The sequence below is a fragment of the Pseudomonas sp. FG43 genome (assembly GCF_057809175.1).
In genome coordinates this window covers 1-15440 of the sequence record NZ_JBMDJL010000012.1, presented here as the reverse complement: position 1 = coordinate 15440, position 15440 = coordinate 1, and the positions used below count along the sequence as shown (strand labels likewise).

14 protein-coding genes are annotated in these 15440 nt (G+C 59.2%); 6 read left to right on the top strand and 8 right to left on the bottom strand.

What is annotated here, in order from left to right:
- Positions 1–12: 12 nt before the first annotated feature.
- A complete protein-coding gene (locus tag ACODS3_RS15365) occupies positions 13–477 on the bottom strand; it encodes a CopD family protein (protein ID WP_489035080.1) in 465 nt (154 codons plus the stop codon).
- Between the two features lie 107 nt (positions 478–584).
- On the opposite strand from ACODS3_RS15365, the gene dinG reads away from it, so the two are divergent.
- The 5 genes from dinG to ACODS3_RS15340 all read left to right on the top strand — a co-directional run bounded on the left by dinG (position 585) and on the right by ACODS3_RS15340 (position 6509).
- Positions 585–2729, top strand: a complete 2145-nt coding sequence (gene dinG, locus ACODS3_RS15360) for an ATP-dependent DNA helicase DinG (protein ID WP_201017327.1) — start codon at positions 585–587, stop codon at positions 2727–2729.
- 90 nt (positions 2730–2819) lie between these two features.
- Positions 2820–3968 carry a serine hydrolase domain-containing protein gene (locus ACODS3_RS15355; RefSeq protein ID WP_201017326.1) on the top strand — a complete coding sequence of 383 codons (1149 nt, stop codon included), beginning with the start codon at positions 2820–2822 and terminating at the stop codon, positions 3966–3968.
- Between the two features lie 158 nt (positions 3969–4126).
- Positions 4127–5149 carry an OmpA family protein gene (locus tag ACODS3_RS15350; RefSeq protein ID WP_489035077.1) on the top strand — a complete coding sequence of 341 codons (1023 nt, stop codon included), beginning with the start codon at positions 4127–4129 and terminating at the stop codon, positions 5147–5149.
- Between the two features lie 79 nt (positions 5150–5228).
- Entirely contained in the window at positions 5229–5876 is a 648-nt protein-coding gene (gene pdxH / locus ACODS3_RS15345) for a pyridoxamine 5'-phosphate oxidase (protein WP_201017324.1), read from the top strand.
- Positions 5877–6044: 168 nt separating this feature from the next.
- On the top strand, positions 6045–6509 hold the full coding sequence (locus ACODS3_RS15340; RefSeq protein ID WP_201000075.1) for an outer membrane lipoprotein: 465 nt from the start codon (positions 6045–6047) through the stop codon (positions 6507–6509).
- A gap of 60 nt (positions 6510–6569) precedes the next feature.
- On the opposite strand, the gene nhaA is transcribed toward ACODS3_RS15340, so the two are convergent.
- Entirely contained in the window at positions 6570–7742 is a 1173-nt protein-coding gene (gene nhaA, locus ACODS3_RS15335; RefSeq protein ID WP_304574954.1) for a Na+/H+ antiporter NhaA, read from the bottom strand.
- 249 nt (positions 7743–7991) lie between these two features.
- Here nhaA and ACODS3_RS15330 point away from each other — a divergent pair, with 249 nt between their 5' ends.
- Complete coding sequence (locus ACODS3_RS15330) at positions 7992–9086, top strand: PLP-dependent cysteine synthase family protein (RefSeq protein WP_201017322.1); 1095 nt, start codon at positions 7992–7994, stop codon at positions 9084–9086.
- Positions 9087–9143: 57 nt separating this feature from the next.
- Here the strand turns inward: ACODS3_RS15330 and ACODS3_RS15325 are convergent, their stop codons facing one another.
- From ACODS3_RS15325 to livH, 6 genes are all read right to left on the bottom strand, one after another.
- Positions 9144–10751, bottom strand: a complete 1608-nt coding sequence (locus tag ACODS3_RS15325; RefSeq protein WP_489035074.1) for an NAD(P)/FAD-dependent oxidoreductase — start codon at positions 10749–10751, stop codon at positions 9144–9146.
- 108 nt (positions 10752–10859) lie between these two features.
- Positions 10860–11552 carry a COG3650 family protein gene (locus tag ACODS3_RS15320; RefSeq protein ID WP_489035072.1) on the bottom strand — a complete coding sequence of 231 codons (693 nt, stop codon included), beginning with the start codon at positions 11550–11552 and terminating at the stop codon, positions 10860–10862.
- A 123-nt stretch (positions 11553–11675) separates the two neighbouring features.
- Positions 11676–12377: an ABC transporter ATP-binding protein gene (locus tag ACODS3_RS15315; protein ID WP_489035070.1), complete on the bottom strand. Its 702-nt coding sequence runs from the start codon at positions 12375–12377 to the stop codon at positions 11676–11678.
- Positions 12378–13145, bottom strand: coding sequence for a high-affinity branched-chain amino acid ABC transporter ATP-binding protein LivG (livG, locus tag ACODS3_RS15310; RefSeq protein ID WP_201000069.1), 768 nt, complete (start codon positions 13143–13145; stop codon positions 12378–12380). It abuts the gene before it with no gap.
- Positions 13142–14398: a high-affinity branched-chain amino acid ABC transporter permease LivM gene (locus tag ACODS3_RS15305; RefSeq protein WP_201000068.1), complete on the bottom strand. Its 1257-nt coding sequence runs from the start codon at positions 14396–14398 to the stop codon at positions 13142–13144. The genes livG and ACODS3_RS15305 overlap by 4 nt, the downstream gene beginning before the upstream one ends.
- Entirely contained in the window at positions 14395–15324 is a 930-nt protein-coding gene (gene livH / locus ACODS3_RS15300; protein WP_025261446.1) for a high-affinity branched-chain amino acid ABC transporter permease LivH, read from the bottom strand. Before livH ends, ACODS3_RS15305 begins: the two co-directional genes overlap by 4 nt.
- Positions 15325–15440 lie beyond the last annotated feature (116 nt).

Here is a 15440-nt window from a genome sequence, read left to right as displayed (position 1 = left end):
AGATTTTTCCTTTCAGAAAGTCGGCCGGGCCGCCGCAATTGCAACTACAGTCAGGCCAACGATCAGATTGATCCCCACCAGACGCCTGATCCTGCCCAATGCAGCGGCACCTTCGGCCCACTGTCCGGCCTCCACTGCGCGTTGCAACTCCGGGAGCTGTAACGACTGGATACGCAAGAACAGTGCAACCATCACTACATACAGCCCCATCATGACCTGCACATAACGTGGTGCTGTCTCGAAGCTGGTGAAGTTCAACTGGATCATGCCGACGCCGGTAATGGGCAAGACCACGATAGCTGCCCAGACCCAGACGAAGAACCGTGGAAACACCTGAAGCCACAGTTTCAGACGCAGCGGACCTTCCAGTGCCGCGCCGATAGCCGGACGAAGGACCATCCAGGCGAAAAACATTCCGCCAACCCAGACCAGGGCAGCCAGAACATGCAGTGTGTAGACAGGGGCGAAAGCAGTCATCAGGTACTCCGTTCTGCGCGGATGGATTTAGCGCGGTATGATAGCGCCCACTTGGAACCACTGAAAATTTATCCAGCCTTTTTTGCCGTGCCGCCGAACCCGAGCCAATGATCAGTACCGAATTAAAATCCCAGATACAGGGCGCTTACTCGCGTTTCCTCGAAGCCAAGAGCCTCAAGCCTCGCTATGGCCAGCGTTTGATGATCGCAGAGGTCGCCAAGGTGCTGGGCGATGTCGAGACCGATGAGGAGGGACGGCGTTCTGGCGACCCGGCAGTGGTTGCGGTGGAGGCGGGCACCGGTACGGGGAAGACCGTAGCCTATGCCATCGCCTCTATCCCCGCGGCCAAGGCTGCGGGCAAGCGGCTGGTCATCGCCACGGCAACCGTCGCCCTGCAAGAGCAGATCGTCTACAAGGATCTGCCCGACCTCATGCGCAATAGCGGCCTGAACTTCAGTTTTGCTCTGGCCAAGGGGCGCGGGCGCTATATGTGCCTGTCCAAACTCGACATGTTGTTGCAGGAAGGCGATGCGACCAACGCCACTGCGCAGTTGTTCGAGGAAGAGGGCTTCAAGATCGAGGTCGATGAAGCCAGCCAGAAGCTTTTCACCAGCATGCTCCAGAAGCTGGCCGGCAATAAATGGGATGGTGACCGTGATAGCTGGCCTCAGGAACTGGCCGATCAGGACTGGGCCCGTCTGACCACCGACCACAGCCAGTGTACCAACCGTCATTGCCCGAACTTCCAGCAGTGTGCGTTCTACAAGGCCCGCGAAGGTATGGGCAAGGTGGACGTGATTGTCACCAACCACGACATGGTGCTGGCGGATCTGGCGCTGGGTGGCGGTGCCGTGCTGCCCGACCCACGCGACACCATGTATGTGTTCGACGAGGCTCACCACCTTCCGGACAAGGCCATCGGCCATTTTGCCCACTACACCCGGTTGCGCTCCACGGCCGACTGGCTGGAGCAGACAGCCAAGAACCTTGCCAAGCTGCTTGCCCAGCACCCGCTGCCCGGCGATCTGGGCAAGCTGATCGAACAGGTTCCCGAACTGGCGCGTGAGATCAAGGGACATCAGCAATTCATGTTCGGTGCCTGCGAGCAACTGGCCGATTTCCGCGCCGGTGAAGACATGCAGGGGCGTGAGCGCCCGCGCCATCGTTTTGTCGGCGGTGTCATTCCCGAGCATATTCGCGAGATGGGGATTGAGCTGAAGAAGGGCTTTGCGCGGCTGGACGATCTGTTCACGCGCCTGACCGAACTGCTCAAGGACGGCATGGATGGCGAGGTGAATATCGGCATTGCCAGTCATCAGGCCGAAGAGTGGTATCCGCTGTTCGGCAGCCTGCTGGCCCGTGCCCATGGCAACTGGGAGCTGTGGACCGCCTTTACCGCCGAAGACCCGGAAGACAGCCCGCCGATGGCGCGCTGGCTGACCCTGGCCGACAGCGGCGCGCAGTTCGATATCGAGGTCAATGCCAGCCCGATCCTGGCGGCTGAAATGTTGCGACGCAATCTCTGGAACATTGCCTATGGCGCTCTGGTCACCTCGGCGACCCTGACCGCGCTGGGCAAGTTCGACCGCTATCGCATGCGTGCCGGTTTGCCCAAGGGGGCAGTGACGGCGATTGTACCCAGCCCGTTCCATCATGCCGACGCTGGCGTACTGCGGGTGCCTGACCTCAAGGCCGACCCCCGCGATGCGGTGGCACACACGGCGGCAATCATTCGCGAACTGCCGGATCTGGTGGAAGGTTCACGGGGCACGCTGGTACTGTTTTCATCCCGCAAACAGATGCAGGATGTCTTTGATGGCCTGGACCGCGACTGGCGCAAGCAGGTCTTCATTCAGGGCAACCTGTCCAAGCAGGAAACCCTCAACAAGCACAAGGCGCGGGTCGATGGCGGCGATTCCAGCGTGTTGTTCGGGCTGGCCAGTTTTGCCGAGGGTGTGGATTTGCCCGGTGCATACTGCGAGCACGTGGTCATCGCCAAGATTCCGTTCGCGGTGCCGGATGACCCTGTGGAGGCCGCGCTGGCGGAATGGATCGAAGCCCGAGGCGGCAACCCGTTCATGGAAATCGCCGTGCCCGATGCCTCTTTGCGTCTGATCCAGGCCTGTGGCCGGTTGCTGCGCACCGAAGCGGATCGCGGCACCATTACGTTGCTGGATCGGCGCGTGGTGACGCAGCGTTACGGCAAGGCCATTCTCAATGCGCTGCCGCCGTTTCATCGGGAAATTTCCTGAAGCATCTGCTGGGTGGCGGCAGTTCCCAAAGTCGCCAATCGCTGAAACAATGCACGCCTTTTCAGGCAACAGTCTTGCGGGAGCCAGCGGGTGCAGATTCAGGGCTATTTCGAGCTTAAATTTGAAGCAGTGCGTGAAGCTTTCGCCGCGCTTTTCGACGACCCGCAGGAGCGTGGCGCGGCGTTGTGCATTCAGGTCGGTGGCGAAACTGTCATAGACCTCTGGGCGGGGACCGCCGACAAGGACGGCACCCAGGCCTGGCACAGCGATACCATCGCCAACCTGTTTTCCTGCACCAAGACTTTTGCTGCCGTTGCCGCCTTGCAACTGGTCGATGAAGGCAAGCTGAAACTCGATGAACCCGTCGCCCGGCTCTGGCCCGAATTTGCAGCCGCAGGCAAGGGCTCGATCACCTTGCGCCAGTTGCTGTGCCATCAGGCTGGTCTGCCGGCACTGCGCGAGCAACTGCCCGCAACCGCCCTTTATGAGTGGGACACCATGACCGCAGCCCTGGCGGCCGAACAGCCTTGGTGGGTTCCTGGCCAAGGGCATGGTTATGCGGCGATCACTTATGGCTGGCTGGTGGGCGAGATGTTGCGTCGCGCCGATGGTCGTGGGCCGGGTGAATCCATCGTGTCCCGAATCGCACGGCCTCTCGGGCTCGATTTTCATATCGGGCTGGCCGACGAGGAATTCGACCGGGTGGCGCATATCGCTCGCAGCAAGGGGAATATGGGGGACGACGCTGCCCAGCGCCTGCTGCAAGCACTCATGCGCGAGCCTGACGCCATCGCCACCAAGGCTTTCACCAATCCGCCGTCGATCATGACCAGTACCAACAAGCCCGAATGGCGCCGCATGCAGCAACCGGCTGCCAATGGTCATGGCAATGCGCGCAGCCTTGCCGGCTTCTATAGTGGCCTGCTCGATGGCAGCCTGCTTGAAGCTGAACTGCTCAATGAGCTGACCCGCGAGCACAGCGTCGGTCAGGACAAGACCCTGATGACTTCCACGCGCTTTGGCCTGGGTTGCATGCTCGACCAGCCCAATGTGCCCAACGCCACTTACGGCCTGGGGCCGAAAGCATTCGGGCATCCGGGAGCGGGTGGTTCAGTGGGCTTTGCCGATCCCGATTACGAGGTCGCTTTCGGCTTTGTCACTCACACGCTGGGGCCTTATGTGCTGATGGACCCCCGTGCACAAAAACTGGTCAGGACACTGCGTGAGTGTTTGCAGTAACTATCACTCATAAGTGCTTGTTTCATACCGACTGTCAGTTAATGAGGTGTAAGAGGAACCGTACGACGGTTTCTTTTTCCAACTGAGTCTTTATGCGTGTTATACGGACGTAGCCAAGTTCATACGTCCCTTGTTATCAATACTGCTGTGGGTCATCCATGTTATCCAATAAAAGTCTCGTTCTCGCCCTGTGTATTGCCGTCACTGGCTGTGCTCAAACCCCTAAAACCGATTCTGCCGATGTTGCCGATACGGGCAGCCATTGGTGGCAGTTTGGTTTTGGCAAGGATGCTCCAGCGGATGATGTAGCAAAAGCTCCTGCTCCGGCGTCTGCCCCGGCTCCTCAAAAGGCGGCTGTGGTTGATTCCCTCGCCAAGACTGAAAAGAGCAACCCGTGGTACTGGCCGTTCGGTAGCAGCGAGAGCAAGAAGGACGAGCCTAAAGCCGTTCCCATGCCCGATCCGAAAGTCACCCAGGCCTGGCTCGACGAGTACGAGCCGCGCCTGCGTGCGGCGATCAAGGACAGCCCGTTCGAGCTTGAGCGACGTGAAGACCTGCTGGCCATTACCGCGCCGGTCGATACCTCGTTCAACCCTGACCGTCCTGCCATGTTGCTGCCAGTGACCCTCGGCCCTATCACTCGTCTGGCCAAGCTCGTCGAAGGTGATCCCAAGACTGCCGTACTGGTTCTTGGTCATGCCGACACTTCGGGTGTCATGGCTGCCAACCAGAAAATCAGCCAGGAGCGGGCGCAATCCGTTGCTGCGATCTTCCGCCTCAGTGGTCTGGAGCGTAATCGCCTGAGCCTGCGCGGCATGGGGGCCGTGATGCCGCGTGCTGCCAACGACAGCGCTCAGGGGCGCTCGCTCAACCGTCGGGTGGAAATCCTGCTGACGCCGCAGGACACCATGGTTGCGCTGATGAGCAAGTATGTCGTGCCACCGACTGCGCCCACCATGGTCGCTACTCAGGACGTCAAGCCTGTTGTCCCGCCAGCACCCGCCAAGAAAGCGGCTCCTGCCAAGAAAGATACGGCCAAGAAGGCTGCACCTGCGAAGGCTGCCACCGCCAAGAAAGCTGCGCCCGCCAAAGCCACGGCGCCAGCCAAGAAAGCTACTGCGGCCAAGGATGCTCCTGCCAAGACCGCAGCCAAGAAAACCGGCGATCAGGCCAGCAACTGATCGTCTGGCTGACCCGTATCATTCCCGAAGGGGAGTGAGCGGGTCAGACTTCGCATTATTTCGGTGAAGGAACCCTGTCATGACCCAAGCCCTGGCCGATATGCGCCGTGATTATGCTCGCGATGGTTTGACCGAAGCGCAGGCTCCCGATGAACCCTTTGCCCTGTTCCACAAATGGTTCGACGAAGCGGTCAAGACCGAGCAGGCACCTGTAGAAGCCAATGCCATGACGCTGGCGACAGTCGACGAGGAGGGGCGCCCGCATTGCCGGGTTCTGCTGCTCAAGGGGCTGGATACTCTGGGCTTCACGTTCTTCACCAACTACGACAGCGCCAAGGGGCAGCAACTGGCTGCTCGCCCATTTGCAGCCATGACCTTCTTCTGGCCGACCCTGGAGCGTCAGGTGCGTATTGAAGGGCGCGTGGTCAAGGTCAGTGCGCAAGAGTCAGACGCGTATTTCCAGGTTCGTCCACTGGGCAGTCGTCTGGGCGCCTGGGCATCGCCGCAAAGTCGGGTGATTGCCGATCGTGCGCAGCTTGAAGGCATGATCAAACAGACGGAGCAGCGTTTTCTCGATACACAGCCGCATTGCCCGGATCACTGGGGCGGCTATCGTCTTTTACCTGAGCGGATCGAATTCTGGCAGGGACGTCCAAGCCGTTTGCATGATCGTTTGAACTATCGTTTGATAGACGATCAATGGATACGTGAGCGTTTGGCGCCCTGAGCTTTTATTTAAAGGTTAAGGCGGGAATTATCCTGTTACCAGATCATCATAGCGTTACATGGCACGTCGCTGTATGACGCCTGAATGAACTTAAATTGCAGGAGCAGGGCAGTGACAGCGCCGATGGCGCGGAGTCTAATGGCCACTTGTTCCTTTGGAGATGCCTTTATGCGCAAGTCTGCTTTTCTGGTCGCCTCGTTCACAGCGATGGCACTGACACTGGGCGGCTGTACCTCGAATCTCACCGGTGATTCCTACTCCCGTGACGAAGCCAGGACTGTACAGACCGTTCGCCTGGGTACTGTCGAATCTCTGCGACCTGTCAAAATCGAAGGCACCAAGACGCCAATCGGCGCAGGTGCCGGTGCAATTGTCGGCGGTGTGGGCGGTAGCGCCATCGGCGGCGGGCGCGGTAGCGTGGTTGCTGCGGTAGTCGGTGCGGTTGCTGGTGGTTTGCTCGGTTCCATGACTGAAGAAGGTCTGACCCGTACTCAGGGTGTCGAAATCACCGTGCGTGAAGACGACGGCAGCATGCGTGCCTATGTACAGCAGGTTCAGGAAAACGAGATTTTCCGTGTGGGCGAGCGTGTTCGCATCATGACCGTCAATGGCACGAGCCGTGTGACGCACTGATCTGTTTTTCATGCTGTGAAAGAAAACCCGAGCCTGGCTCGGGTTTTCTCGTTATGGCGGTTATTGCCTGGGTTGCCTGCTAGACATCAGCATGACGCCATAACCGATCAATGCCGAAAGTATGGAGCCGGTCAGAATGCCCATGCGGTCCACACCCGCGTAATCACTCGTGCCGGACTCGAAAGCCAGTGAGCCGACGAACAGGCTCATGGTGAAGCCGATACCGCACAGGATCGAAACGCCCAGTACCTGCCCCCAGTTCGCCTCGTTCGGCAGTTTCGCCATACCGGTCTGTATCGCCAGCCAGGTCAGCCCGAATACCCCCAGCGTCTTGCCCAGTAGCAGGCCTGCTGCAATCCCCATCGGTACTGGATGCGTGAAGCTGTCCAGAGTGACACCAGTCAGCGAAACACCGGCATTGGCAAAGGCGAAGAGCGGCAGGATTCCATAGGCGACCCACGGGTGCAGCCCATGTTCCAGGCTCAGTAGCGGTGAAGCCTTTACCTCCTTGATGCGCAGCGGTATGCAGAATGCCAGCACCACGCCTGCCAGAGTCGCATGCACGCCGCTTTTGAGTACGCACACCCAGAGCACCAGACCGACCAGCAGATAAGGCCCCAGCTTTGCCACGCCGAGCCTGTTCATCACGATCAGGGCCAGGATGGCGGCACCGGCTAATATCAGCGACAGGTTCGACAGCTCTCCCGAATAAAACAATGCAATGACGATGATCGCGCCGAGGTCGTCGATGATGGCGAGGGTCATGAGAAACAGTTTGAGCGATACCGGCACGCGCTTGCCGAGCAGCGCGAGAACACCCAGGGCAAAAGCGATATCGGTGGCCATGGGAATGGCCCAGCCGCCCAAGGCTGTCGGGTCGTCCTTGTTGAGTGCGTAATAGATAAGTGCCGGAACGACCATGCCGCCAATGGCTGCTGCGCCGGGCAGCACTATCTGTGAGGGGCGGGACAGATGCCCCTCAAGTACTTCGCGTTTGACTTCAAGCCCGATGACCAGAAAGAACAGGGCCATCAAGCCGTCGTTGATCCACAGCAACAACGGCTTGGCGATTTTTATCGCGCCTATCTGTGCCACTACCGGAATATTGAGGAATTCGTTGTACAGCCACGACAACGGGGAGTTGTTGATAATCAGTGCCAGCGCAGCAGCAGCGATCAGCAGCAAACCGCCTGCTGCCTCAAGTTGAAAGAAACGTATGATCGTATTTCGCATCGGTGCGGTTATGCTCCATGGTCTTCAAGGAAAAGCCCGCTACCCTACCGTTTACCTGCAAGGGTTAAAACAAAAGTTATATTCGTTTTGGTTCTAAAGGTAACGGCCCGTTTGCAGCCTTTGAAGTCTAACAATTATGTAACTTATTAATTCCTAACTGTGCCTGTTTTGGTTGTAGGGTATTTCCTAAAATCGCGTTCTCATTATCTTTATGTAACTTCCGGATATTTTGGAAAGAGAAGTCAGTAAATGATCGATAACCGCCCCTGGTCCCGTGAAGCCATTCGCATCATCGAAGCCGACTTCCAGCGCAGCGCCGATACTCACCTGATTCCCTTGCCACTGCCCGGGCTACCCGGCGTGGAGCTTTATTTCAAGGACGAGTCCAGTCACCCCACCGGCAGTCTCAAGCATCGTCTGGCGCGTTCGTTGTTTCTGTATGCGCTGTGCAACGGCTGGCTCAAGGCCGGAGCGCCGGTTATCGAAGCGTCCAGCGGCTCCACGGCGATTTCCGAGGCTTACTTCGCCCGTTTGCTGGGCTTGCCGTTCGTGGCGGTCATGCCGGCGAGTACTTCCCAGGCCAAGATCGATCAGATTGCCTTCTATGGCGGCAAGAGCCATCTGGTCCAGGACCCGACGCAAATCTATGCCGAGTCCGAAAGACTGGCGCGGGAAACCGGCGGGCATTTCATGGATCAGTTCACCTATGCCGAGCGGGCTACTGACTGGCGGGCGAACAACAACATTGCCGAGTCGATCTTTCAGCAACTGCGTTTTGAAAAGCATCCAGAACCGAGCTGGCTGATCTCTAGCCCAGGCACGGGCGGCACGACCGCAACCCTGGGGCGCTACGTTCGTTATCGCCAGCACCCTACACGTGTTCTGTGTGCCGATGCCGAGCGCTCGGTATTTTTCGATTATTACCGCAGTGGCGATGCCAGCTTGCGTCTGGAGTGCGGGTCACGCATCGAAGGTATCGGCAGGCCGCGTGTCGAGGCCTCGTTCCTGCCCAATGTCATCGATGCCATGGTCAAGGTGCCGGACGCCTTGTCGCTGGCGGCCATGCATTACCTGGCCCGGCGACTGGGGCGCAAGGTCGGCGGGTCCAGCGGCACCAACCTGATCGGCGCGCTGCTGGCGGCCCGGCAGATGGTCGAAGCGGGAGAGAAGGGCTCGATTGTGGCGATTTTGTGCGATGGCGGCGAGCGCTATGCCAGCACGTATTACGATGAGGCCTGGCTCAAGGCTCAGGGGTATGAACTGGCGGGACTGATCGAGGGTATTGCAGCCTGTGCCGAGCAAGGCAAGGCCTTGCCCGAGGGTGTGCTGCGAGCAGGCTTGTAGGATCGAATTCATTCGCGAAGAGTTTGCGAATGAATTCGATCCTGCAGCGGATGGATTTTATTCAATCCCCAACATGTTGCGTGCCAGCCCTTCGGCAATCCGGATACCGTCCACGCCTGCCGACAGGATGCCGCCGGCATAACCGGCACCTTCACCTGCCGGGTACAGGCCTTTGACGTTCAGGCTCTGCATGTCTGCACCGCGGGTGATGCGCAGTGGGGCGGAGGTGCGGGTTTCGATGCCGGTCAGGATCGCATCATGCTGGGCAAAGCCTTTGATCTGCTTGTCGAACGCAGGCAATGCTTCGCGAATGGCTTCGATGGCGTAAGCGGGCAGGGCGTCAGCCAGGTCCATCAGTTTTACGCCTGGCTTGTAGGACGGCTCGACGCTGCCCAGCTCGGTGGAAGCCTTGCCTGCAATGAAGTCGCCGACCAGTTGCGCAGGCGCTTCGTAGGTGCTGCCACCCATCAGGAAGGCGTGGGATTCCAGGCGTTCCTGTAGCTCGATCCCGGCCAGCGGGCTGCCCGGATAGTCTTCCGGGGTAATGCCGACCACGATGCCCGAGTTGGCGTTGCGCTCGTTACGCGAGTATTGGCTCATGCCGTTGGTGACCACCCGGTTTGGCTCGGAGGTCGCCGCCACAACAGTACCGCCAGGGCACATGCAGAAGCTGTACACCGAACGACCGTTGCTGGCGTGGTGCACCAGCTTGTAATCGGCAGCGCCCAGTTTCGGGTGACCGGCATACTTGCCCAAGCGGGCACGGTCGATCAGGGATTGCGGGTGCTCGATACGGAAACCCACCGAAAACGGCTTGGCTTCCATGTACACGCCACGGCTGTACAGCATGCGGAACGTATCGCGGGCGCTGTGACCCAGTGCCAGAATTACATGGCGCGACTCGATGCGTTCGCCGCTGTCCAGTTCTACGCCGTGCAACTGGCCGTCTTCGATCAGCAGGTCGGTGACACGCTGTTGAAAACGTACTTCGCCGCCCAGGGCTTCGATCTGCTGACGCATGTTTTCAACGACGCCCGTCAGACGGAAGGTGCCGATGTGCGGCTTGCTGACGTAGAGGATTTCTTCCGGTGCGCCTGCTTTCACGAATTCGTGCAGAACCTTGCGACCGTGGAATTTGGGGTCCTTGATCTGGCTGTAGAGCTTACCGTCGGAAAAGGTCCCGGCGCCGCCTTCGCCAAACTGCACGTTGGATTCCGGGTTGAGGATCTTCTTGCGCCACAGGCCCCAGGTGTCCTTGGTGCGCTGGCGTACTTCCTTGCCGCGCTCAAGAATGATCGGCTTGAAGCCCATCTGTGCCAGCAGCAGGCCCGCGAAAATCCCGCAGGGGCCAAAGCCGACCACGATCGGGCGCTCTTTCAGATCCGCAGGAGCATGGCCCACGACTTTGTAGCTGACGTCCGGCGCCGGGCCGACATGGCGGTCATTGGCCAGTTTGCGCAGCAGGGCTTCTTCGTCGCGCACCTGGAAATCGATGGTGTAGATGAAGAACAGCTCGGAGGACTTCTTGCGCGCATCGTAGCTGCGCTTGAACAGGGTGAAGTCCAGCAGTTCGCTGCTGTCGATACCCAGGTGCTGCAACAGGGCAGCGCGCAGGTCTTCGTCCGGGTGATCGATCGGCAGCTTGAGTTCGGTGATTCGTAACATTAAGGGGTCCAGTTTTCGGGCCGCAGGTTCAGCCCGACAGCACTACAAGAACCGGCGATTATAAGCGCTGAACCCCTGTCACGGCGAGTCGGCTGGCCCGATGCCGCATCAATCGTTACGCGAACCACCGTAATACCCGCAGCCACGCTGGGTCTGACCGTTGACGCGCAGTTCGGCCGACAGGTGCTGCACCGATCCATTGACGCTGTCGACGCAACGTTGAGGTGTCACCCAGAGTTCGATGCGTTGATTGTTGGCTTCGGTACTGACGCTGAAGCTGCCATCGGGCAGTTGTTCTTCAAGATAGGGGAAGGCCAGCGCTTCCTGACCCTCACGTTCCAGAACCATGCCCTTGCCGCCGACATTGACGTTCCAGGCGGGCTTGTTGCCGCTGGCGTGCAAGGTCAGGCGCTTGAAGTTGAGGTCTTCGCAGGACTGGTCGGTACGTTCGACGCGATAGAACTGATACAGATCGAGTTGCCCGTCACTGTTGACGGCCTTGCTGGCAACGAAGTTGCCACGCAGATCGGCAAACACCTGGCCCTTGCTGTCGGCCAGCGAGGCGGCTTCCTGAAGGATACCGGTGTTGCCGCGATCCTTGACCACGTAGCGACGTTGTTCATGGCAGGGTTTGAACAGCAGTTGTCCGTTTTCACCGGTCAGGTCGCCCTGCATGCGGATCATGCCAGCGGTAGACACCTTGGGCGCATCCTGCGACTTGCCCAGTGGAAGCCCGAGCATCTGGCACCCGGCGAACAGCGGCAAGAGAGCGAATACAAAGGCGGAACGAACAGCGGACATGAGGAGGCCTCCAGATAAGAGCCGCCACGTTACTCAGCCTGCCGCCTCATCACAAGGGCTGTGAGGGTGGGAGCGAATTTATTCGCGAAGCTTCACGGATAAATCCGCTCCCACACCCAAAGATCAACCGCCCAGGTAGGCATCCCGGACTTTCGGGTCCACCAGCAGCTCTTCCCCGGAACCCTGCATCACCACGCGACCGTTCTCCAGAACGTAGGCGCGGTCGGCGATTTTCAGGGCCTGGTTGGCGTTCTGCTCCACCAGGAACACGGTCACGCCATCACGGCGCAGTTGTTCGACGATCTCGAAAATCTGCTGAATGATGATCGGTGCCAGGCCCAGCGACGGCTCGTCCAGCAACAACAGCTTGGGCTTGCTCATCAGCGCACGGCCGATGGCAAGCATCTGCTGTTCGCCACCGGACATGGTGCCGCCGCGCTGGGTGAAGCGCTCCTTGAGACGAGGGAACAGGTGCAGGACCTTGTCCATCTGCTCCTGATAATCGCCCTTTTCGGTGAAGAAACCGCCCATGGCCAGGTTTTCTTCGACCGTCAGGCGTGCGAACACGCGACGGCCTTCCGGCACGACCGCGATGCTCTTGCGCATGATGATCGAGGATTCCAGCCCCACCAGTTCCTCGCCCATGTAGCGAATGCTGCCGCTGTGGGCGCGAGGTGATCCGCACAGGGTCATCAACAGCGTGGACTTGCCCGCGCCGTTGGCCCCGATCAGGGTGACGATCTCGCCTTTGCGTACTTCGACGTTGACGTTGTGCAGCGCCTGGATCTTGCCGTAGAAGGTGGAAACGTTTTCAAACTGCAGCATTTACGCTTCCCCCAGGTAGGCTTTGATCACTTCAGGATTATCGCGGATCTCTTGTGGTGTGCCGTCGGCCAGAGGCGTGCCCTGGTTGATCACCACGATATGGTCGGAAATGCTCATGACCAGTTTCATGTCGTGCTCGATCAGCAATACCGTGGCGTTGTGATCGTTGCGCAGCACGCCGATCAGTGCCTTGAGGTCTTCGGTTTCCTTGGGGTTCAGGCCGGCTGCCGGCTCGTCGAGCATCAGGATGCGCGGACGGGTCATCATGCAGCGGGCGATTTCCAGACGACGTTGCTGACCATAAGCCAGAGTGCCAGCTGGCCGGTTGGCAAACTCCTTGAGGTTCACTGCTTCCAGCCAGTGTTCGGCATAGTCCATGGCCTCGCGTTCGCTTCTGCGGAACGCCGGGGTCTTGAACAGGCCGGACAGGAAGTTGGTGTTCAGGTGGCGATGCTGGGCGACCAGCAGGTTTTCCACGGCGGTCATGTCCTTGAACAGACGCACGTTCTGGAAGGTACGGACCACGCCTTTGCGAGCGATCTCGTGGCCGGCAAGGCCCTGGATCGGCTCGCCATCGAGCAGGATGGTGCCCGCGGTCGGCTTGTAGAACCCGGTCAGGCAGTTGAAGACCGTGGTCTTGCCGGCACCGTTGGGGCCGATCATCGACACGACTTGCTTTTCATTGACGGTCAGGCCAACGCCGTTGACGGCCAGCAGGCCACCAAAGCGCATGCTCAGACCCGAGGCTTGCAGTAATGGACGGCTCATTTACGCAGCTCCATGTGAGGGCGCTGCATAGGCAGGAAACCTTGAGGACGCCAGATCATCATCAGCACCATCATGGCGCCGAACATCAACATGCGGTATTCGCTGAATTCACGCATCAACTCGGGCAGCAGGATCATCACGATGGCAGCGAGGATGACACCAAGCTGCGAGCCCATGCCGCCAAGGACGACGATGGCCAGAATGATTGCCGACTCGATGAAGGTGAAGGACTCCGGCGTCACCAGACCCTGACGGGCGGCGAAGAAGCTACCGGCGAAACCTGCGAACGCAGCACCCAGGGTGAAGGCCGACAACTTGATGACCGTCGGATTCAGTCCCAGAGCCCGGCAGGCGATTTCGTCTTCACGCAACGCTTCCCAGGCACGGCCGATAGGCATGCGCAGCAGGCGGTTGATGACGAACAGCGCGGCCAGAGCCAGCAGCAGGGCAACCAGATAGAGGAAGATCACCTTGTTGATCGAGTTGTAGGTCAGGCCGAAGAACTCGTGGAAGGTCTGCATGCCTTCAGCCGCCTTGCGCTCGAACGTCAGGCCGAAAAACGTTGGTTTTTCAATGTTGCTGATGCCGTTCGGGCCGCCGGTGAATTCGGTCATGTTGCGCAGCAGCAGACGAATGATTTCACCGAAGCCCAGAGTCACGATGGCCAGATAGTCACCGCGCAGGCGCAATACCGGGAAGCCCAGCAGGAAACCGAACAGCGCAGCCATCAGCCCGGCAATCGGCAGGCAGATCCAGAAACCCAGGCCGAAGTAGTGAGAGAGCAGGGCGTAGCTGTAGGCACCGACGGCATAGAAGCCGACATAACCCAGGTCCAGCAGACCGGCCAGACCGACCACGATGTTCAGGCCCAGGCCCAGCATCACGTAGATCAGGATCAGTGTCGCAATATCCACCGCGCCACGGGAGCCGAAGAACGGCCAGACCAGCGCGACCATCACCAGAGCCAGAATGATCCAGCGCTGTGTGCTCGGCAGAGTCAGGAAGTTACTGGCCTTGGACGGTACGCTCGGCAGACTTGGCGACGAGCGCCAGGCGGCTGATATCTGCTCATGGAACAGCACGCGCACGAACATGAGTGCGGCACAGGCCAGGATGATTGTCACGGTTGTGGTACTGGCACCAATGACCGTCAGGTTTACCCCGACGATTTCCAGTTTCAGTCCCAGCACCGGATAGGCGACAGCCAGCACCAGCAAGGCGCTGAAAAACGCCGACTTGAGATTCTTGGTCATACTTTTTCAACCTCCGGACGGCCAAGCAGGCCGGTCGGCCGGAACAACAGCACCAATACGAGAAGACTGAACGCAACGACATCCTTGTACTGATCGCCGAAAACGTCAGCGCCGAATGCCTCGGCTATGCCCAGTACCAGACCACCCAGCATGGCGCCGGGAATGCTGCCGATACCGCCCAGTACCGCAGCGGTGAACGCCTTGATACCGACCAGGAAGCCGGCGTTGGGGTTGATCACGCCGTATTGCATGCTCAGCAGCACGGCAGCAATGGCCGCCAGGGCTGCACCGATGACGAAGGTCAGGGCAATGATGTTGTTGGTGTTGATACCCAGCAGGTTGGCCATCTTGATGTCTTCGGCGCAGGCGCGGCATGCACGACCCAGACGAGAGCGGGAGATGAACCAGGTCAGGCCGAGCATCGCGACCACGGTCACGATGAAAATCAGCACCTGCATGTACGAGATCACGACTTCATGGGTGCTGGCAGAGCCGAACACGAAGTTGCCGGGAATCAGGTTGGGAATCGACTTGTCCTTGGAGTCCTGCGAAAGCAATACGGTGTTTTGCAGGAAAAGGGACATGCCGATGGCAGAAATAAGAGGGATCAACCGGTTACTGCCACGCAATGGCCGATAGGCCACACGCTCGATGGCATAACCATAGGCACTGGTTACGACAATACTCGCGGCGAAGGCAGCGGTGATCAGCAGCGGCAAGCTGCCAAGGCCCATCATCGTCAGGCCCGCGATGGCGATGAACGCCACGTAGGAACCGATCATGTACACCTCGCCGTGGGCGAAGTTGATCATGCCGATGATGCCGTAAACCATGGTGTAACCGATGGCGATCAAGGCATAAGTGCTGCCAATGGTCATGCCATTAACCAGCTGTTGGAAAAAGTGATAGATGTCTATCTCGGGCATTACAGCGCTCCTAAAAACCTGCTCTGTGTTTCACTGGTGAAGTCTTTACCGGCTGCACGTCGTGCTCTGGGTCCACGTTTGTTACAGCTGGGTCTGTTGCCGTTTCAGCACGAGCC